The organism is Kitasatospora terrestris, assembly GCF_039542905.1.
GTDB classification, from domain to species: Bacteria; Actinomycetota; Actinomycetes; order Streptomycetales; family Streptomycetaceae; genus Kitasatospora; species Kitasatospora terrestris.
Window position 1 is genome coordinate 5,824,616 of sequence record NZ_BAABIS010000001.1, and the last position, 17,775, is coordinate 5,842,390.

Annotated in this window: 16 protein-coding genes; 6 read left to right on the top strand and 10 right to left on the bottom strand. The window is 74.1% G+C overall.

All coding sequences use genetic code 11. The features are described 5' to 3' along the window. Positions 1–64 precede the first annotated feature (64 nt). Positions 65–1,246, bottom strand: coding sequence for a TerD family protein (locus tag ABEB06_RS26750; protein WP_345702000.1), 1,182 nt, complete (start codon positions 1,244–1,246; stop codon positions 65–67). A 166-nt stretch (positions 1,247–1,412) separates the two neighbouring features. Here ABEB06_RS26750 and pepN point away from each other — a divergent pair, with 166 nt between their 5' ends. After that, entirely contained in the window at positions 1,413–3,905 is a 2,493-nt protein-coding gene (gene pepN, locus ABEB06_RS26755) for an aminopeptidase N (RefSeq protein WP_345699440.1), read from the top strand. A gap of 51 nt (positions 3,906–3,956) precedes the next feature. On the opposite strand, the gene ABEB06_RS26760 is transcribed toward pepN, so the two are convergent. Beyond that, a complete protein-coding gene (locus ABEB06_RS26760; protein WP_345699441.1) occupies positions 3,957–4,871 on the bottom strand; it encodes a hypothetical protein in 915 nt (304 codons plus the stop codon). A gap of 237 nt (positions 4,872–5,108) precedes the next feature. Here ABEB06_RS26760 and ABEB06_RS26765 point away from each other — a divergent pair, with 237 nt between their 5' ends. Further along, entirely contained in the window at positions 5,109–5,594 is a 486-nt protein-coding gene (locus ABEB06_RS26765) for an SsgA family sporulation/cell division regulator (protein ID WP_345699442.1), read from the top strand. A 58-nt stretch (positions 5,595–5,652) separates the two neighbouring features. Here ABEB06_RS26765 and ABEB06_RS26770 read toward each other — a convergent pair whose 3' ends face one another. Next, positions 5,653–6,987 (bottom strand): GAF domain-containing protein, encoded by a 1,335-nt coding sequence (locus ABEB06_RS26770; RefSeq protein WP_345699443.1) that lies wholly within the window; start codon positions 6,985–6,987, stop codon positions 5,653–5,655. Positions 6,988–7,235: 248 nt separating this feature from the next. Here ABEB06_RS26770 and ABEB06_RS26775 point away from each other — a divergent pair, with 248 nt between their 5' ends. The 3 genes from ABEB06_RS26775 (at position 7,236) to ABEB06_RS26785 (ending at position 9,852) form a co-directional block, all read left to right on the top strand. Next, positions 7,236–7,748, top strand: a complete 513-nt coding sequence (locus ABEB06_RS26775; protein ID WP_345699444.1) for a pyridoxamine 5'-phosphate oxidase family protein — start codon at positions 7,236–7,238, stop codon at positions 7,746–7,748. Between the two features lie 101 nt (positions 7,749–7,849). After that, positions 7,850–8,530 (top strand): phosphonatase-like hydrolase, encoded by a 681-nt coding sequence (locus tag ABEB06_RS26780; protein ID WP_345699445.1) that lies wholly within the window; start codon positions 7,850–7,852, stop codon positions 8,528–8,530. Positions 8,531–8,880: 350 nt separating this feature from the next. Next, positions 8,881–9,852 carry a glycoside hydrolase family 3 N-terminal domain-containing protein gene (locus tag ABEB06_RS26785; protein WP_345699446.1) on the top strand — a complete coding sequence of 324 codons (972 nt, stop codon included), beginning with the start codon at positions 8,881–8,883 and terminating at the stop codon, positions 9,850–9,852. A gap of 21 nt (positions 9,853–9,873) precedes the next feature. Here the strand turns inward: ABEB06_RS26785 and ABEB06_RS26790 are convergent, their stop codons facing one another. The 6 genes from ABEB06_RS26790 to ABEB06_RS26815 form a co-directional block, all read right to left on the bottom strand. Continuing rightward, positions 9,874–10,194, bottom strand: coding sequence for a DMT family transporter (locus ABEB06_RS26790; RefSeq protein ID WP_345699447.1), 321 nt, complete (start codon positions 10,192–10,194; stop codon positions 9,874–9,876). Further along, positions 10,194–10,850 (bottom strand): HAD family hydrolase, encoded by a 657-nt coding sequence (locus ABEB06_RS26795; RefSeq protein ID WP_345699448.1) that lies wholly within the window; start codon positions 10,848–10,850, stop codon positions 10,194–10,196. The genes ABEB06_RS26790 and ABEB06_RS26795 overlap by 1 nt, the downstream gene beginning before the upstream one ends. Before the next feature lie 81 nt (positions 10,851–10,931). Continuing rightward, entirely contained in the window at positions 10,932–11,999 is a 1,068-nt protein-coding gene (locus ABEB06_RS26800; protein ID WP_345699449.1) for an ABC transporter ATP-binding protein, read from the bottom strand. 26 nt (positions 12,000–12,025) lie between these two features. Continuing rightward, positions 12,026–12,847 carry an ABC transporter permease gene (locus ABEB06_RS26805; protein WP_345699450.1) on the bottom strand — a complete coding sequence of 274 codons (822 nt, stop codon included), beginning with the start codon at positions 12,845–12,847 and terminating at the stop codon, positions 12,026–12,028. Next, positions 12,835–13,800, bottom strand: coding sequence for an ABC transporter permease (locus ABEB06_RS26810; RefSeq protein ID WP_345699451.1), 966 nt, complete (start codon positions 13,798–13,800; stop codon positions 12,835–12,837). Before ABEB06_RS26810 ends, ABEB06_RS26805 begins: the two co-directional genes overlap by 13 nt. 8 nt (positions 13,801–13,808) lie before the next feature. Further along, entirely contained in the window at positions 13,809–14,975 is a 1,167-nt protein-coding gene (locus tag ABEB06_RS26815; RefSeq protein WP_345699452.1) for an ABC transporter substrate-binding protein, read from the bottom strand. Between the two features lie 273 nt (positions 14,976–15,248). On the opposite strand from ABEB06_RS26815, the gene ABEB06_RS26820 reads away from it, so the two are divergent. Beyond that, positions 15,249–16,016 carry a GntR family transcriptional regulator gene (locus ABEB06_RS26820; protein WP_345702001.1) on the top strand — a complete coding sequence of 256 codons (768 nt, stop codon included), beginning with the start codon at positions 15,249–15,251 and terminating at the stop codon, positions 16,014–16,016. Positions 16,017–16,035: 19 nt separating this feature from the next. Here ABEB06_RS26820 and tmpA read toward each other — a convergent pair whose 3' ends face one another. Continuing rightward, positions 16,036–17,610: a 2-trimethylaminoethylphosphonate dioxygenase gene (gene tmpA, locus ABEB06_RS26825; protein WP_345699453.1), complete on the bottom strand. Its 1,575-nt coding sequence runs from the start codon at positions 17,608–17,610 to the stop codon at positions 16,036–16,038. Between the last annotated feature and the right edge of the window lie 165 nt (positions 17,611–17,775).

The window sequence follows — 17,775 nt, forward strand, 5'->3', positions numbered from 1 at the left end:
ACGGCACGGTAGTCCGGCGCGACTTCGGGGGGTGCGAGGTCTTAGGAAGACTTTCCGACCATCGTCAGAGCATGGCGGCGGCGGGCTTGACCATGGCGCGGGCGGTCTTGGCGTCGACGTACTCGCCGAGGGCGGTCATCACCCACTCGCCGGAGAACTGGCGGACCAGCTTGCACATCGCGACACCGGTGCGCGGCTCGGCGTGGGTGAGGTCGAAGCGGACCAGCTCGTCGCCGGTGGAGGCGTCGAGCAGGCGGCAGTAGGCGTTGGCGACGTCGGTGAACTTCTGCCCGGAGAAGGAGTTGACGACGAAGACCAGGCCGCAGACCTCGGGCGGGATGCCGTCCAGGTGGACGGTGATCGACTCGTCGTCGCCCACTCCGGCGCCGGTCAGGTTGTCGCCGGAGTGGGCGATCGCGCCGTTGAAGATGGACAGCTTCATGAACCAGGCGGTGTCGACCTTCTTGCGCTGGGCGTCGAAGGCGATCACCGAGGCGTCCAGGTCGACGTTGCGGCCGCGCGCGGCCGGCTCCCAGCCGAGGCCCATCCGGACCGCGGCGAGGAACGGCTTGCCGGCCTTCTCCAGCGAGACCGAGCCGCCCTTGACCAGGCTGACCCGGCCCTTGTCCAGGGTGATCTTGCCGCTGGACGGCGCCGCGGACGGCATCGGCGGCGGGGTGGTGGGCGGCGGCGGGGTCGGGGCGCCGGTGACCGGGGCCGCGACGGGGGCGGCCGGGGCGGCGGGCGCCGGTGAGTCCTCGACGTTGACGCCGAAGTCGGTGGCGATGCCGGCCAGGCCGTCGGCGTAGCCCTGGCCCACCGCGCGGACCTTCCACTCGCTGCCGCGCCGGTACACCTCGACGACCACCAGGGCGGTCTCCCGGGAGAGCCGCGGCGGGGTGAAGGTGATCAGCACCTGGCCGCTGTCCGCGTCGCGGACGGTGGCGGTGGGCTCGGTGCCGGCGAAGGTCGCGCCGGCGTCGTCCAGGCTCGCCGTCACCACGATCTTGCTGATCTCGGCGGGCACCGCGGTGGTGTCCACGGTGATCGCGTCGGGCGTCGCGCCGCCGCCGGGACGGTGGGTGACGCCCGGGCCGGTGGGCTCGTTGAAGAAGACGAAGTCGGCGTCCGAACGGACCTTGCCCGCCTCCGTCAGCAGCAGCCCGGAGACGTCCAGCTGCTTGGGCGCGGTCACCTCGACCGTCACCCGGGACGCCGAAAGCGGCGCGTTGCCGCCCTGGGTCAGGACCGTCGTCACGTGCTCCTCCTCCACCGGTACACGCTGTCGGACGCGCCCGGCGCGCCCCTGGTTGCACACTAGCCCGCCGGGTGCCCTGACGGCATGTGACCTGACGGTACGCCGCGAGCGGAAAGACCTTGCCACTGCCGGGGGGCCGGGTGAGCATGCAGGCATGCCAGCTCTGCAACGTACCGAAGCGATCCTTCGTGCCAGCCTGCTCGACGTCCGCTCCTACACGATCGACCTGGACGTCACCCGGGGTCCCGACGTGTTCGGCTCCACCACCGTGATCCGGTTCGGCTGCGCCGAGCCGGGCAGCGACAGCTTCGTCGACCTGGAGCCGGTCGAGCTGCGCCGGGCCGTGCTCAACGGCCGGCCGCTGGACCCCGCCGACCTGGACGGCAACCGGCTCGCCCTGCCCGGCCTGGCGGCGGAGAACGAGCTGCTGGTCGAGGCGGACATGCGCTACTCGCGCACCGCCGAGGGCCTGCACCGCTACACCGACCCGGCGGACGGCGAGGTCTACCTCTACGCGAGCTGCGCGCCGGACCTGGCGCCCAAGGTGTTCGCCTGCTTCGACCAGCCGGACCTGAAGGCGCCGATCCGACTGGGCGTGACGCTCCCGCCGGGCTGGAAGGCGTTCGCCAACGGCGCCCCGGCCGGGCCCGGGGAGGAGGGCCGGCGGGAGTTCGCCGAGACGAAGCCGATCTCCACGTACCTCTTCACCGTCGTCGCGGGCCCGCTGCACTCGGTGGCCGGCGAGCACGACGGCATTCCGCTGGGCCTGCACGCGCGGCGTTCGCTCGCGGCCGAGCTGGAGCGGGAGGCCGACGAGCTCTTCGAGGTGACCCGGGCGTCCTTCGACCGGCTGCACGAGCTGTTCGAGCAGCGCTACCCGTTCGGCGAGTACCACCAGGCCTTCATGCCCGAGTTCAACTGGGGCGCGATGGAGAACCCCGGCTGCGTGGTCTTCCGCGACGAGATGCTCTTCCGGTCGACGCCGACGGACGCCGACCGCGAGTCGCGCGCGATGGTGGTCTGCCACGAGATGGCGCACATGTGGTTCGGCGACCTGGTCACCATGAAGTGGTGGGACGACCTGTGGCTGAACGAGTCGTTCGCCGAGATGCTCGGCTACCGGGTGGCCGCCGAGTCGACCCGGTTCACCCTCGCGTGGATCGGCTTCGCGGCCCGCCGCAAGGCCTGGGGGTACGACGCCGACCAGCGCGGCTCCACCCACCCGGTGGCCGGCAACGGCACCCGCAGCGTCGCCGAGGCGGTCGTCAACTTCGACGGGATCTCGTACGCCAAGGGCGCCTCGGTGCTGCGGCAGCTGGTGGCCTGGCTGGGAGACGAGGCGTTCTTCGCCGGCATCAACGCGTACTTCGCCTGGCACCGGTACGGGAACGCCGAGCTGGCCGACTTCCTCGCGGCGCTCGGCGAGGCCAGCGGCAAGGACGTCCACGGGTGGGCGGAGCAGTGGCTGCGCACCAGCGGCGTCGACACCCTGCGGGTCGAGGTCGAGCGGGACGGCGGGAAGGTCCGGTCGGTCGCGGTGGTGAACGAGGGCAGCCGGCCGCACCTGGTCGGGGTCGGCGGGTACGCCATGGTCGAGCCGTACCTGCGGGCCTGGCCCGGCGCACCGGCCGTGGAGGTGCCCGCCGGCGGACGGGTGCTCGTCCCCGAGCTGGTCGAGGACCAGCCGGAGCTGGTCGTCCCCAACCACGGCGACCTGACCTGGGCGAAGATCCGGCTGGACGAGGCCTCGTGGCAGGTCGTCACCGAGTCGCTGGCCCAGGTGGAGGACGGGCTGACCCGCGCCCTGCTCTGGGACCACGCGCGGGACCTGGTCCGGGACGGCGAGCTCGCCCCCGCCGAGTACCTGCGCCTGGTGGAGCGCCACCTGGGCGGGGAGACCGTCGTGTCGACCGTGGAGGCGGTGCTCGCCTTCGCGGTGAACGACGTGGCGGGCCGCTACCTGGCGCCGGAGCGGCGGGCCGCCGGGCTGGCGGTGGTGGCGGGGGCGGCCCGGTCGCTGCTGTTCGGCTCGGACGTCGCGCCCAACCTGCGCCAGGCCGCGCTGCGCGGGGCCCTGGAGAGCTCGGTCGGCGAGGCACAACTCGACGAACTGCAGGCCTGGTTGGCCGGGGACGGGCTGCCGGGAGGGGTCTCGCTGAGCCCCGAGCTGCGCTGGGTGGCGCTGGCCCGGCTGGCCGCGCGGGGCCGGGCCGGCGAGCCGGAGTTCAGCGCGGAGCTGGCCCGCGACCCCGGCACGGAGGCGGAGGTCGGGGCGGCGAGGGCCCGGGCCGCCCGGCCGGAGCCGGACGCGAAGGCACGGGCCTGGCAGGCGATGTTCACCGACGGGGAGCTGTCCAACCACCTGCTCCGGGCGACCGCCGAGGGCTTCTGGCGCTCGGGCGCGGAGGAGCAGCAGCAGGAGTACGTCCGGCGGTACTTCGCCGAGCTGCTCGGTGCGGCCCGGCGCGGCGACGCGGTGGTGCGGATGCTCGGGCACTTCCTGTTCCCCCGCGGGTACGCGACCGCGGAGACGGTGCGGCTGGCCGAGGAGTGCCTGCGGGCCGACGGGCTGACGCCGGCGCTGCGCCGGGTGGTCGGCGACGAACTGGACGACCTGCGGCGCGCGCAGCGGATCAGGGAGGCCTGACCGGGGCCTCCGGGCCGGCCGGGGGTCGCCCCCCCCGGCCGGCCAGGGAGCCTAGAGGAACGCCCCCCGCGCGGTGACCGCGTGCGGGGTGGTGAGGGCGAAGGCGGAGGCCGTCCAGTTCTCGGCCGGGGCGGTCGGGTCCGGGGCCGGGACGGCGCCGGTGATCGAGAAGGTGTGGGTGCCGGCCGGCAGCGCGGTGTCCGGGGGGACGGTGAAGCGGTAGACCAGGGTGTCGCGGTCGAGGGCGACCGTGACCACCGCGCCGGGCAGGTCGGTGGCCGGGGTGGTGCCGGGCAGGGCGTCCGGGCGGCGGAGCCGGAACTCGACCTGCAGGGCGGCCAGCGGCTCGTTGACGGTCAGCCGCAGGGTGTGCCGGGTGCCGGAGCGGCCCAGGAACTCCAGGCCGGCGCAGCCGGACATGGCCGGGGCTGCGGACCCGGAGGCGATCGGCCGCGGGACGGCCGGCGGCGACGGCGGCACGGACGCCGACGGCGGCGCGCCGGTCGGGCTGGTGGACGGCGCGGCCAGGGTCGGCGGAACGCCGCCGCCGGCCGCGAGCGGCGTGCCGGAGGCCCGCACCGGGTGGACGGCCGGGTGGGACGGCGTGGGCGTGGGCGTGGCGGTCGGCCGGAGCGAGGGCGCGGCGCTGCCGCCGCCGGAGACGGCGGAGCGGTCCGGCTCGGCGGGGGCGGCCGGGGCGGCGGTGGTCTCGGCGTCCGCGCTGGGCACCGGCGGGCTGGCGCCGACCGAGACGCCGGGCCGCCGGCCGACCTGCTGCTGCTCGTTGAGCAGCCAGGTGGTCACCAGGCTGATCCCGACCACGGTGGACATCGCCATGGCCGCGCCGGAGAAGCGCAGGGTCGGCAGCCGCAACCGGCCGCCGAACGGCTTGGGGCGGCCGTGCCGTCCGTTCCGTCCGTTCCGTGCGGCGCCGTGGACCGCCGCGGAGTGCTCGCGGAGCGCCACCCGGCTCCCCTTCCTGACAGTGTTCGAAGGAGACTACCAGCGGCGTGCGGACGGACCGCCAGACCCGGGACGAAACGGGTGTGTGAATTCGAGTGCGGTGAGCGGTACGGAAGTTGAGGAGATGTCCGGCCGTCCGGGGGGTTGCAACCCCCTGCAACCCTTGCCGCTTTCCGAACGGTGGCGCACGCTGATCCGGTACCCAGCCGCTTCGGAGAGATCGTCATGCCGTGCGACCCGTTGTCCGCCTCGCCAGACCAGCCTCTCGCCGCCACCCCCACGGGCGGCGAACAGGGCCGGCGCACCGCACCCCCGGCGGTGGTCGAGGAGGTCCTGACGCTGCGGATCGCACTGGAGCAGGACCTGGTGGGAGAGGTGCGCACCCGCTTCCGGTACGACGCCTGCCGTCCGTACGAGGTGCGACTTACCTTCCACCTGGGCCGTCCCGACGAGGCGGACTGGGTCTTCTCGCGTGAACTGCTGCGGGACGGGCTGGACTCGCTGAGCGGCCAGGGCGACATCAAGCTGTGGCCCGCGTACTGCCCCTGCCACGGTTCCACGCTGCACATCGCGCTGGAGTCGCCGCACGGCAGCGCGCTGCTGGAGGTGTCGAAGCCGCAGGTGCGGGCGTGGCTGGAGCAGACCTACGCGTGCGTCTCGGAGGACGAGGAGTCCGCCCTGCTGCCGACCGACGCCGAGCTCGCGGCGCTGCTCGACGGCGCCTGAGCCCTCGGCTCCCGGCCGCGGGGCAGGGGGCGACTCCCGGTCGCCGGGCAGGCGGTGGCTACCGGTCGCCGGGCAGGCGGTGGGTGCCGGCTGCCAGGGCGGTGCGCAGGTCGCGGATCGCGGGCGCGGTGGAGCCGGGCAGCAGGTCGAAGGGTTCGGCGGGCCCGGCCACGGTGACCTCGGCGGCGGCCGCGAACCGGTAGGGCCGGTGGTCGAGCAGCCCGCCCAGCCGGCGGCGCAGCCGGGAGAGCTCGGCGCGCACGGTGACGGTGCGCGCCGGGTCGGCGAACAGCGCCTCGGCGAGCCGGGCGGCGGAGAGGCCGTCGCGGTGCACGGCGAGCAGCAGCAGCAGCTCCGCGTGGCGCGGGCTCGGCAGGTACGACCAGTCGCCGGCGGCGCCGGTGACGTGCAGCTCCGACCGGTCCGGGCGGCTGAGGTCGAGTCGGATCCGGGCGCCCTCGGTCTGCTCGGCGACCTCCGCGGCGGGGCCGCCGGTTGGCCGGATCAGCCAGCCGTCGGCGAGCGGTTCGATCACGCACTCGCCGATCTCGGGCAGCCACCGGGTGCCGCCGGGGCCGATCGCCGGCGGCCCGGTCGGCAGGGCGAGCCGGGGGACGGTGGGCAGGCCGACCGCCGCGGCGGTCCAGCCCGCGCCGTCGACCACCAGCGCGGGCCCGTCGAAGCGGGCCAGCAGCGGACCGGCGACGGTCCGCAGCCGGTGCAGCGACTCCAGGTGCCGGGCGCGCAGTTCGGCCTCGGCCAGCCGGCCGGCGGCCAGGGTCAGCTGGCGCAGGTACGGGGCGCCGTTGTGGGCGGGGCCGCTGAGGTTGACCACGCCGGCCAGCCGGCCGGTGCGCGGGTCGCGGATCGGGGCGGCGATGCACGTCCAGGAGTGGTGGCTGCGCAGGTAGTGCTCGGCCGAGTGGACCCGGGCCGGGCGGGCGGTGCGCACCGCCATCCCGATGCCGTTGGTGCCGACCTCGTCCTCGACCCAGCGGGCGCCCTCCTCGAACCCGATCTGGTCGGCGTCGCGCAGCAGCGGCCGGTCGCCGTCCAGCCATAGCACGTGGCCGCGCGGACCGGCGATGGCCAGCACCAGCGGGGTGCCGTCGCCGGCCAGCAGGGTGGAGCGGAGCATCGGCAGGACCTCGTCCAGGCCGTTCTCGCGGCGCATGTGCTCCAGTTCGGCGGGCCCCACCCGGCGGACGTTGCGGCCGAGTTCGGGGTCGAGGCCGATCCGGCGCAGCCGTTCCCAGGAGTCGCCGATCTCGGGACGCAGGTCGTCCGGGGCGGTGTCGCCGCCCATCGCGCGTTCGTGCACCCTGGCCAGGGCGTTGCCGGAGAGCGGGCGCAGCCGCCTCGGCGCCGGCCGTGAGCCCCGCTGCAATTCCACCCCTCCGTCCGAGCGTTCCGCCGCCGCTGGCTGACAGGGTACGGCCAGTTGCCGCGGGCGCGGTGCGGGACGGAAAGAAGTCGAACCGGGGTGCGGATCCGAGGCACACTGGACGGTTTTGCGCTGGTCAACCGCGTTCGCCCGGTGACCTGGTGCGGCGTGCGCCCCGGGGCCTCTTGTGCGCGTCGGCGGCGGGGGAGAGCATGTGAGCCTGGCCGCCACGCACGTGCCCTGCGGAAGGAAGCCCCATGCCGTACCGCCTCGACGTCACCCAGGGCGACTGGCCCGCGGAGGAGCTCGCGAAGGGGGTCGAGGGCATCCTGTCGGAGAGCATGGTGCTGACCCTCGCCACCGCAGGACCCGAGCGCGGCCCGCACGCCAACCTGGCCTTCTTCGCGTACGACACCGACCTGGTGCTCTACTTCGTCAGCGAGCGCTCCACCCGGCACAGCCTCAACCTGGCCGAGGAGGCGCGGGCCGCCGCGACCGTCTTCCTGCCGCCGCCGGTCTTCGGCGAGCAGCTGCGCGGCATCCAGCTGACCGGCGGCGCGGGCGAGGCGTGGGGACGGCAGGCGGAGGCGGCGCTGGAGGCCTACCGGAGCCGGTACCCGGGCTTCGCGCAGGACCCGGAGGTCCGCGGGCAGTTCCTGGCCGGAGGCGGCGCGGCCGCGCTGTACCGCTTCCAGGTGGAGGAGCTCACGGCGGTGGACGAGCCGCAGTTCGGGCGGCGCAACTACCTGCGGGCCCGGGTGCTGAGATGACCGCCAGGGTGGCCATGTTGGCTGTACAACTTTGCGGGTGATTCATGTCGCGGCCGCTGGTTGGACGACCTGCGGACACCTGGCGGCCGGAGGCTGTCCGCATGAACCCTGTTGATGTGAAGCTGGTCGTCCTGGACATGGCCGGGACAACGGTCGCCGACGACGGACTGGTCGAGCGCGCCTTCGACGCGGCCGCCGGCGCCCTCGGCGTCGAGCCCGGCACCCCCGAGCACGCCCGCATGGCCGAGCACGTCCGCGCCACCATGGGCGAGTCCAAGATCTCCGTCTTCCGGCACCTCTTCGGCGAGGAGGAGAAGGCCCAGCGGGCCAACCTCGCCTTCGAGGCCGCCTACCACGAGCTGGTCGACGGCGGCCTGTGCGTCGCCCTGCCGGGCGCCGCCGAGGCCATCGAGCGGCTGCGCACCGCCGGCCGCAGGACCGTCCTGACCACCGGGTTCTCCCGCTCCACCCAGGACCGCATCCTCACCGCCCTCGGCTGGCACGGCATCGCCGACCTCACCCTCTGCCCCGCCGAGGCCGGCCGCGGCCGCCCCTACCCCGACCTGGCCCTCACCGCGCTGCTGCGCACCGGCACCGACTCCGTCCACGAGATGGCCGTCGTCGGCGACACCGGCTACGACATGCTCACCGGCACCCGGGCGGGCGCCGCGGTGGTGGCCGGCGTGCTCACCGGCGCGCACCGCGAGGAGCGGCTGCGGGCCGACGGCGCCACCCACGTGCTCGGCTCGATCGCCGAGCTGCCCGGGCTGCTGCTCGGCTGACGCCGCGTCCGACGGGCCGACCCGCCCGCGCCCACTCGGGCGCGCGGGCGGGTCGTGCCGTTCCCGGAGGCAGGTGTGCGACCTACGCTGGGGTCGGGGTCGGCACGGCGGAAGGGGAATCGGTGTCCTCGCGGTGGGTGGTGGCCTGTCTGGTCCCGTTGCTGCTGGTGGGCTGCTCGTCGGGCCCCGGAGGGTCGGGCACGCCGTCGACCCCCGGGGCGGCGTCGCCGACGCCCTCCCCGACACCGACACCGACACCGATCCCGACTCCGACGCAGGAGCCCTCACCGACGCCCTCGCCCACCCCGAGCCCGACGGTCGCGGCCGAGGAGCTTGCCGGGCGGCGGGTGGTGTACTCGTACCCCGGGACGGTGCCGCCGGACGCGCTGCTCGCTCGGATCCGGCAGGGCCGGGTCGCCGGCGTCATCTTCTTCACCGAGAACGTCGGCGACCCGGACGCCTTCCGGGCGGCGGTGGAGCGGCTGCGGCAGGCGCAGCGGGAGAGCCCGGTGCAGCGGCCGCTGCTGCTGATGACCGATCAGGAGGGCGGGAAGGTCCGGAGGCTGCCCGGCGCGCCCGAGGAGTCGGCCAAGCAGGTGGCGGGTTCGGCGCACCCGACCGCGGAGGCGGCGGCGACCGGCGAGGCGGCCGGCCGGAACCTCGCCTCGTACGGGCTGAACGTCAACCTGGCGCCCGTGCTCGATGTCTACACGCAGGCCGGAGACTTCTCCGACGCGCTCGGACGCTCCTACAGCAGCAACCCCACGGTGGTCGGGCGGCTGGGGTCGGCGTTCATCAAGGCCCAGCAGGGGGTGGGCGTGGCCGCGACCGCCAAGCACTTCCCCGGGCTCGGGACGGCGCCCGCCGGGGCGAACACCGACGAGGGGCCGGTGGTGCTGACCGCCGGGACGGCCCGGCTGCGCGGCGTCGACGAGGTGCCGTACCGGGCGGCGATCGCGGCCGGGGTGAAGCTGGTGATGCTCTCCTGGGCCGTCTACCCCGCGCTGGACGGCAGCCGGCCGGCCGGGATGTCGCCGACGGTCGTCCAGGGCGAGCTGCGCGGGCGGGTCGGGTACGCCGGGGTGACCGTCAGCGACGCGCTGGAGGCGCAGGCGCTGAACGCGTACGGCACCACCGGCGCCCGGGCGGCCGGTGCGGCGGGGGCGGGCGTGGACCTGCTGCTCTGCTCGGCGAGGAGCGTGCAGCAGGGCGACGAGGCCGCCGCCGCGCTGGCCGCCGGCCTGCGCGACGGCACCCTGGAACGGGCGCAGTTCGAGGCGGCGGTGGGCCGGGTCGACGCGCTGCGGGCCGGGCTGGGCTGACCGGCCGCGCCGGCCGGTGCCTCAGTGGGTGGAGCGCAGGTTGATCAGCACGACGCCGACGATGACGACGGCGATGCCGAGCCACTGGAGGCGGCCGAGCGTCTCGCCGAAGAGGGTGGCGCCGATCGCGGCGACGGCGGCGGTGCCGACCCCCGACCAGACGGCGTACGCGACCGACACGGGGATGTGCTTGAGGGCGCGGCCGAGCAGCAGGAAGGAGAGCATGTAGCCGAGGGCCACGCCGAGGCTGGGCCACAGGCGGGAGAAGCCGTCGGTGAGCTTGAGCATGCTGGTGGCGCAGACCTCGGCGGCGATGGCGAGGGCGAGCAGGACGTAGGGCATCAGGCGACGAGCCGGGCGAGCAGCGGCAGGTCGGCGTGTTCGAGGCTGTCGAGCAGGGTGACGCGGTCGGTCGCCGGGATGGGCACGGTCGACGGGACGGCGAGCACGGCGCAGCCGGCGGCGTGCGCGGAGGCGACGCCGGTCGGGGTGTCCTCGACGGCGACGCAGGCGGCGGGGTCGAGGCCGAGGCGGGCGGCGGCGGCGAGGTACGGGGCCGGGTCGGGCTTGGTGGCCGGGGTGTCCTCGGCGGCGAGTGTGGTGGTGAACCAGTGGGTGCCGAGGGTGTCCAGGACCAGGTCGACCACCCGGCGCGGGGACGCGGAGACCAGGGCGGTGGGCACGGCGGCGTCGTGCAGCTCGGTGAGCAGGGCGAGGGCGCCGGGGCGCGGGACGACGTCGGCGGCGACCTTGGCGGTGAAGGAGTCGTTCAGGCGGTCGACCAGTTCGGCCTCGGGGCGGCTGGTGTTGCTGGTGCGGTGCAGGTGGGCGGCGGTGTGCTCGACGGCCCGGCCCAGGACCTCGGGGAGGTCGGCGTCGGTCAGGGTGAGGTCGAGCTCGGCGGCGAGCTCGGCGGCCGCCTGCCACCAGAGGTGCTCGGTGTCGACGAGGGTGCCGTCCATGTCGAACAGGACGGCGGCGGGGGTGGTTTCAGGCATGGCGGTACCTTACGAGCGAAGAGAAGGTGAACGGAGAGGGGCCCGGAGCTGCTGGTGACGGAGCTCCGGGCCCCCGGGCGGCTAGCGCCGGTCGACCAGGACCGGCCGGTCGGGCAGGACGAGCTCGGCGGTGGAGCCGAGCGGGAGGGCGCCGGCGGCCTCGGTGGGCAGGTCGGCCTTGATCCCGGTGCCGTCGGCGAGCCGGACGGTGAGCCGGGTGACCGCGCCGAGGAAGGACGCGGCGACCACCTGCGCCGGGCCGTGCGCCGAGGGCGTGAGGAGCACGTTCTCGGGGCGGACCAGGACGTGCAGCTCGCCGTCGGCGGGCAGCGCGCCCTCGACCGGGTGGCGGCGGCCGAGGACGGTGACCGCGTGGCCGTCGGCGCGCTCGCACGGGATCCGGCTCATGGTGCCGACGAACTCGGCCACGAACGCGGTGGCGGGCCGGGCGTACAGCTCGTTCGGCGAGGCGCACTGCTCCAGTCGGCCGGCGCGGAGCACGGCGACCCGGTCGGCCATCGACAGCGCCTCCTCCTGGTCGTGCGTCACGAACAGGGTGGTGATCCCCAACTCCTGCTGGAGCCGCCGGATCTCCTCGCGCAGGTTGAGCCGGACCTTGGCGTCCAGCGCGGACAGCGGCTCGTCCAGCAGCAGCACCCGCGGCTGCAGGGCGAGCGCCCGGGCGAGCGCGATGCGCTGCTGCTGGCCGCCGGACATCTGGTGCGGGTAGTGCTCGGCGCGCTGCGGCAGGCCGACCAGCTCCAGCAGCTCCTGGGCGCGCCGGCGGCGCTCGGCCTTGCCGGTGCCGCGCATCCGCAGGCCGAACGCGACGTTGTCGATCGCGGTGAGGTGCGGGAAGAGGCTGTAGGACTGGAAGACCATGCCGGCGTCGCGCTTGTGCGCGGGGGTCTTCGTGACGTCCTCGCCGTCGACCAGGACCTGGCCGGAGTCGTGCGACTCGAAGCCGGCCAGGATCCGCAGCGCGGTGGTCTTGCCGCAGCCGGACGGGCCGAGCAGGGCGAGCAGTTCGCCCGGGTTGACGGTCAGGTCCAGGCCGTCCAGCGCGGTGGTGGCGCCGAAGGCGCGGCGCAGGGCGCGGAACTCGACGGTGGCGCTGGTCGCGGTCTTCGCGAGGGTGGCGGTGCTCATGGGGGTCGGTGTCTCCGGTCGTGGTCTCAGGAAGCGGCGGTGGTGCGGCGCTCGCGCCCGGCGGCGGCCAGCAGGAGCAGCAGCACCCAGGTGATCAGCAGGCTGAGCACGGACACCGCGACGGACATCTGGCCCTGGCTGTTGCCGACCGAGTAGATCCAGACCGAGAAGGGCTGGTAGCCGAGGATGGAGGCGGCGGTGAACTCGCCGAGCACCAGGGCCAGGGTGAGGAAGGAGGCGTTCAGCAGGGCGCCGCGCAGGTTCGGCAGGATCACCGAGAACACCGCGCGCGGCCAGCTCGCACCGCAGTTGCGGGCCGCCTCGACCAGGGTGCGGACGTCCACCGCGCGCAGACCTGCGTCCAGCGCGCGGTGGGCGAGCGGCAGCGACATCAGCACGTACGCGATCACCAGCACCAGCGGGAACTCCGGCTGCTGGACGAAGACCATCGTCTGGAAGAACGGCGTGTCCATCAGGTGGTCAGGGCCCCAGCGCAGCACGCCGATCAGACCGGCGGTCAGCGCGACCGGCGGGACGACTAGCGGCAGGGCGCACACTACTTCGAGGACCGGGCGCAGCCTCGGCGAGCCGAGCCGGACCGCGATCATCGCGGGGACCAGCAGCAGGAGCAGCACCACCACGGTGACGGCGGCCAGCTCCAGGGTCAGCACCAGGCTCTCGGTGAAGCCGGGAGCGCTCAGCAGGCCGGTGTAGGCGTCGAAGTCGATGCCGTTGACGTCGTTGACCGAGAACCAGACCGAGGCCGCCATCGGGACCAGGAAGTAGACCCCGGCCAGCAGCAGGACGGCGCCGCGCCACACGCGCAGACGTGAGATCAGCTGAGCCATCGGGCACTCCGGCGCTGGAGGGGCAGGTACACGGCCATCACCAGGATCGCCACGATGATCATGTCGAGGCTGAGCGCCAGCGCCAGGTTGCCCTGACCGACCAGCACGTTGCCGGAGAGCGCGTCGGCGATCTGCCGGCTGATCAGCGGCACGGTGGCGCCGACCATCGCCGCGGCGGTGGCGTACGCGGCGAAGGCGCTGCCGAACAGCAGCACGTACCCGCCGAGCAGCGAGGGGAAGAGGATCGGCAGCGCGACGTGCCGCCAGTACTGCAGGGTGGTGGCCCGGTTGTTCTGCGCCGCCTCGCGCCACTGCACCCGCAGGCCGTCCAGGGCCGGGGTGATGGTGAGCACCATCAGCGGCACCAGGAAGTACAGGTACGCGACGGTCAGGCCGGTGAAGCTGTACAGCGACCAGCCGTGGTCGGTGAGGTGGAACAGCTCGGTCAGCTCGCCGGCGTTGCCGAGGGTGGCGACGAACGCGAAGGCGAGCGGCAGGCCGCCGAAGTTGGCGAGCACGCCGGAGGCGGTCAGCACCGCCTCGCGCAGCATCCGGAAGCGGGAGGTCACCACCGCCTGGGCGATCGGGACGCCGACGGCGGTGCCGATCAGCGCGGTCAGCGCGGAGAGCTTCAGGCTGGACAGCAGCGCCGTCCAGTACGCGCCCTGCACCGACTCGGTGAGGTTCGCGGTGGTGAAGTCGCCGCCGCCGGTCTCCGCGTCGCTGGAGACGGTGAACGCGCCGGTCAGGATGGCGACCGCCGGGAGGCCGAAGCCGATCGCGAAGAACGCCAGCAGCGGCACGGTGGCCAGCCAGGTCCCGCCGCGCAGGCCGCGGCGGGCGGCCGGGACGCGCCCGGCCGGGGTGGGGGAGGAAGCGGTGCGGGAGGCCCCCGGGCCGCCACCGGGGTCAGTGGCGGCCGGGGTCGGCACCGGGGTGGGAGCCGTGGTCATGTCTGTGATCAGCCCGCGATCGCCTTGGGCCAGTTCGAGGTGACGACCTTCTTCGCCGCGTCGATCTGCTCCGAGGTGGGGAAGGTGGTGAAGGGCTTCTCCACGACCGGCAGCTTGGCCGCGGCGGCCGCGTCCAGGGTGCCGTCCTTCTTCATGGCGTCGAACAGCGCCGGGGTGGCGTAGCCGCCCAGGAACAGGTTCTGGCCCTCGGCGCTGAACAGGTACTCCTGCCACAGGCGGGCGGCCGCCGGGTGCGGGGCGTCCTTGTTGATGCCCTGGTTGTAGAACTGGGCGTAGGAGCCGTCCGAGGGGACGGAGACCTTCCAGTCGATGCCCTTGGCCTTGAACTCGTCGGTGTAGCCGGCGTTCAGGTACGACCAGTCGATCGAGATCGGGGTCTCGCCCTTCTCGACGGTGGCCGGGGTCGACTCGACCGGGTTGAAGTTGCCGGACTGCTTGAGCTTGGCGAAGAAGTCGATGCCGGGCTGGACGTCGTCCAGGCTGCCGCCGTTGGCCAGCGCCGCCGCGTAGACGCCGCCGAAGGCCGAGCCCGACTTGGTCGGGTTGCCGTTCAGCGCGACCTGGCCCTTGTACTCCGGCTTCAGCAGGTCGGCGAAGGTCTTCGGGCAGTTGGCGACCTTCCTGGCGTCGCAGCCGATCGAGATGTAGCCGCCGTAGTCGTTCACGCGCAGGCCGTTCGGGTCCTTCATGGTGTCGGCGATGCCGGCGAAGGTGGCGACCTTGTAGGGGGCCAGCAGGCCCTCCTTGGCGGCCGACAGGGCGAAGGCGGAGCCCAGGTCGACGACGTCCGGCGCGCGGTCCTGGCCCTGGCGGGACTTGATCGCGTTGATCTCGTCCTGCGAGGAGCCGTCCGGGTTCTCGTCCTCGATCTCGATGCCGTACTTGGCCTTGAACGAGTCCATGATCCTGCCGTAGTTGGCCCAGTCCCGGGGGAGCGTGATGACGTGCAGCTTCCCCTCCTTCTTGGCGGCCTCGACCAGCTTGTCCATACCACCGAAGTCGGCAGCCGAGGTGGCGGTCCTCGCGTCCTTGGCACCGCCCTGGGCGGCGTCGCCGGACTTGGTCGAGCCGGCGGAGCCACAGGCGGAGAGGGACAGCGCGGCGACGGTCAGCACGGCCGCGATGGCCGCGGCGCGGGGGTGGTGCACGGTCACGGGAGGGTCTCCTGGAAGAAGTGGAGCAGAAGGGGTTCGCGAAGGTGCGGGTCAGCTGCTCGGCTGAGCCAAGTTGGCCAGCCAACTTGGCTGCCGGGGGTAAGTACGCCCGAGCCCGGTGACGGGAAGGTGAACGGATGGCCCAGGACAGGGGGCGGCTGCGGGAACGGTGGCATCCGGTACCGTTCCGCTTCGGCCGCAGGGACTAGAGTCGGTCGTGTCCGCGCGATCGCCCCGCACGGACTCCGCCCCAGGAGAGGGAACTTGACGCACGTGGCACTCGACCAGGACCGCGCCGCCGGCTCGCTCTACCGCAAGGTGGCCGCCGACCTGCGCGAAGCGATCACCTCCGGCACGTTCGGCGACGCCGGACGGCTGCCCGCCGAGGGCGCCCTGGCCGAGCAGTACGGCGTCTCCCGGGGCACCGTCCGGCAGGCCCTCGCGATGCTGCGCGCCGACGGCCTGGTCACCTCCCGGCGCGGCACCCGGCGCGTCGTGCTCGGCACCGCCCGCGTCCAGAGCTTCTCCGAACTGCTCAGCTTCACCCACTGGGCCCGCTCGATGGGCGAGGAGCCCGGCGGCCGGCTCGAATCACTGATCAAGCGCCCCGCCGACGCGGCGGAGCGCGAGCAGCTCCGGCTGGAGCCCGGCACCGAGGTGTACGTGACGCTGCGCCTGCGCACCCTCTCCGGCACGCCCGTGATGGTCGAGCGGACCGTCTACCCGCCGCGGGTCGGCGAGGTCGTCGCCGAACTGCCGCCGGACGTCGTCTCGCACACCGAGCCGCTGCGCGAGCACGGGATCCTGTTCACCGACGCCGACCACACCATCGACGTGGTCGCCGCCAACGCGGACGACGCCCGCCTGCTCGGGTGCCGGCGGGGGAGCCCGCTGCTCCGTGAGAAGCGTCGCACGACGGACCCGACCGGCACCCCGGTGGAATGGTCGCAGGACCGCTACCTGCCCGGCACGGTGGCGTTCTCCATCCACAACTCGCTGGCGTCCTCGGCGCTCTCGCGCCACGCGAGGGACAACGACTGACCGGAGCGCCCCTGTCTGTTCACCCCATCAGCCGGGCCAGGAGCGGGCGGAAGCCGGCGAAGGACGGCGTGGGCAGCGCGGGGTCCTTCGCCTGTTCGTCCCAGCGGCGGACGGCGACGGCGTCCTGCACGCCGGGGAGGGCGGCGAACCGCTCCGCCTCGGCGCCGGTCATCGGGCCGCCCTGCACCTGGAGGGTGAACTCGGAGGCCTCGGAGAGGCGTTCGCGGTAGCCGGGCTCCGTCGCGCAGAGGTAGCGCTTGGCGGCGACGTGCAGCCGGACCGGCTCGGTGACGTCGGGGCCGAACCACCGGGCGAGCCAGTCGGCGCCGGTGCGGCCGTGCCGGTTGTCCTCGCCCCGCATCAGCTTCAGGCCGGACCCGTGGAAGTGCCCGACGTCGTGCAGCAGCGCGGCGGCGACCAGGTGGTCGGGCGCGCCCGCGGCCCGGGCCAGGGCGCCCGCCTGGAGCATGTGCTGCGCCAGGGTGACGGCCTCGCCGAGGTACTCGCCGGCGCCCTCGCCCTCGAACAGCCGCTCAAGGGCGTCCAGCGCGGCGGTCCGCCGCTCCAGCACGGCGAGCTGCGAGGCGAGCGAGTCCAGGTCGGCGTAGCAGCCCTGGAGGTGCCGGCGGCCCTCCTGCTCGAAGGCGGTGCGGGCGTGCAGCAGCCGGGTGTTGTCGAGGACCAGGCAGTCGCCGGGGGCGAGCCGGAAGGTGAGCTGCAGCTCGGGGCGCAGGGTGATCGCGGCGAACCGCCGGTACGCGGCGTAGAAGGCGTCCAGCTCGCCGTCGGTGAGCCCGCGCAGGGTGGCGATCGAGCGGTCGTTGAACCGCACCTCGCGGATCCGGCCGCGCCCGTCCACGTCGATCAGCGGCCGCTCGGCGCGCAGTTCGGTCCGTCGGTCGCGGTAGACGAACGGCACGGGGGTGCGGGTCAGCACGGCGAAGTCCTCCGGCGACTCCTCGCGGAGCAGCGCCGCCGCCCGGAAGCCGTCCACCAGCCCGGAGTCGCCGCCGACGGCCTCGCTGCGCAGGCAGTGCAGCAGTTGCACGGTCGGCACCGGGTCGCGGTACGGGTTGTCGGTGTGCGGGGCGATCGCGGTCGAGGTGAAGGCGAGGTTGGTGGGGTCGGGTTCGACCCGGACGTCGAAGAGCTCGCCGTAGTTGGTCTCCCGGACGTACCCGAAGCTGCGGGCGACGTCGAGCACCCGGCCCTCGACCGCGGGTACGCCGCGCAGCAGCGCGAACCCGGACCGCCGGATCGCGGCCAGCACCGCGATCCGCTCCTCGGCGGAGGCCAGGTAGGCGGACCACTCGGCCTCCGGCAGTCCGCGGGCGAAGTCGGCGGCGACCCACAGCCGCTTGCCCTGCTCGGTCCGCCCGTCCTCGACGCCCTCGGCGCCGAGGAAGTCCGCCGGGTACACCGAGCGGTGCCCGTCCGACCAGACCACCCGCAGCCCGTCCGCGTCCTCGGTCGACTCCACGACGGCCAACCCGTCCGGCAGGTCGCCGACCCGGAACAGCTTCTGCCCGCTGTGCGGGTCGCGGCACTCGGCGCACGGACAGTTGTCGCGCAGCCAGTACGGAGACGGCCCCATCGACGCATCACTCCCTGAGTTGTCCAGCCAACTTCTCCCGAAGGGGCCAGCCAAGCCGCGCCGCCCGTCCGGCGGGCGGCACCCAGGTGAACACCGGTCGGTGCGCGGGCGACGATCAGGTCGGCGGGTGCCGAACACCGCAACGGCGTGCCGCAGCAGCCCGGT

Coding starts and splice junctions, on each gene's coding strand:
- ABEB06_RS26805 (WP_345699450.1), bottom strand. CDS start 12,847: ATGGCTCAGCTGATCTCACGTCTGCGCGTGTGGCGCGGCGCCGTCCTG.
- pepN (WP_345699440.1), top strand. CDS start 1,413: ATGCCAGCTCTGCAACGTACCGAAGCGATCCTTCGTGCCAGCCTGCTC.
- ABEB06_RS26795 (WP_345699448.1), bottom strand. CDS start 10,850: ATGCCTGAAACCACCCCCGCCGCCGTCCTGTTCGACATGGACGGCACC.
- ABEB06_RS26810 (WP_345699451.1), bottom strand. CDS start 13,800: ATGACCACGGCTCCCACCCCGGTGCCGACCCCGGCCGCCACTGACCCC.
- ABEB06_RS26780 (WP_345699445.1), top strand. CDS start 7,850: ATGAACCCTGTTGATGTGAAGCTGGTCGTCCTGGACATGGCCGGGACA.
- ABEB06_RS26775 (WP_345699444.1), top strand. CDS start 7,236: ATGCCGTACCGCCTCGACGTCACCCAGGGCGACTGGCCCGCGGAGGAG.
- ABEB06_RS26800 (WP_345699449.1), bottom strand. CDS start 11,999: ATGAGCACCGCCACCCTCGCGAAGACCGCGACCAGCGCCACCGTCGAG.
- tmpA (WP_345699453.1), bottom strand. CDS start 17,610: ATGGGGCCGTCTCCGTACTGGCTGCGCGACAACTGTCCGTGCGCCGAG.
- ABEB06_RS26790 (WP_345699447.1), bottom strand. CDS start 10,194: ATGCCCTACGTCCTGCTCGCCCTCGCCATCGCCGCCGAGGTCTGCGCC.